The following is a 266-nucleotide window of genomic DNA, read 5'->3' as shown; positions in this document are numbered from 1 at the left end:
CTGTCTGATGCTGTGTAAGTCACACCATTCTCTGACCATGTGTAATCTGAACCTTCACATACCGTAACTTCTGTTACTGTATTTTCTGGTGCTTCATATTCAGTGATCGTTAATGTTGCTGTGTACGAACAACCATTATTATCATCAATAGTTAATACTACTGGACTATTTACTGCTGTATATGTCATTCCATTCTGTGACCATGTATAATCTGAACCTGCACATACTGAAACTTCTTCGTAAATATCTGAAGTCGCATTGCTTTC

General features: G+C 37.2%; 1 protein-coding gene. It reads right to left on the bottom strand.

The window, feature by feature from the left end; genetic code table 11:
- The coding region (locus Q0891_RS17255) for a hypothetical protein (RefSeq protein WP_299103584.1) at positions 1–266 on the bottom strand (266 nt) is incomplete at both ends.

It is taken from the genome of uncultured Winogradskyella sp. (genome assembly GCF_947498005.1).
GTDB lineage: Bacteria > Bacteroidota > Bacteroidia > Flavobacteriales > Flavobacteriaceae > Winogradskyella.
Note: the sequence above shows the minus strand (reverse complement) of the source record. Positions and strands in the feature narration are given on the sequence as shown.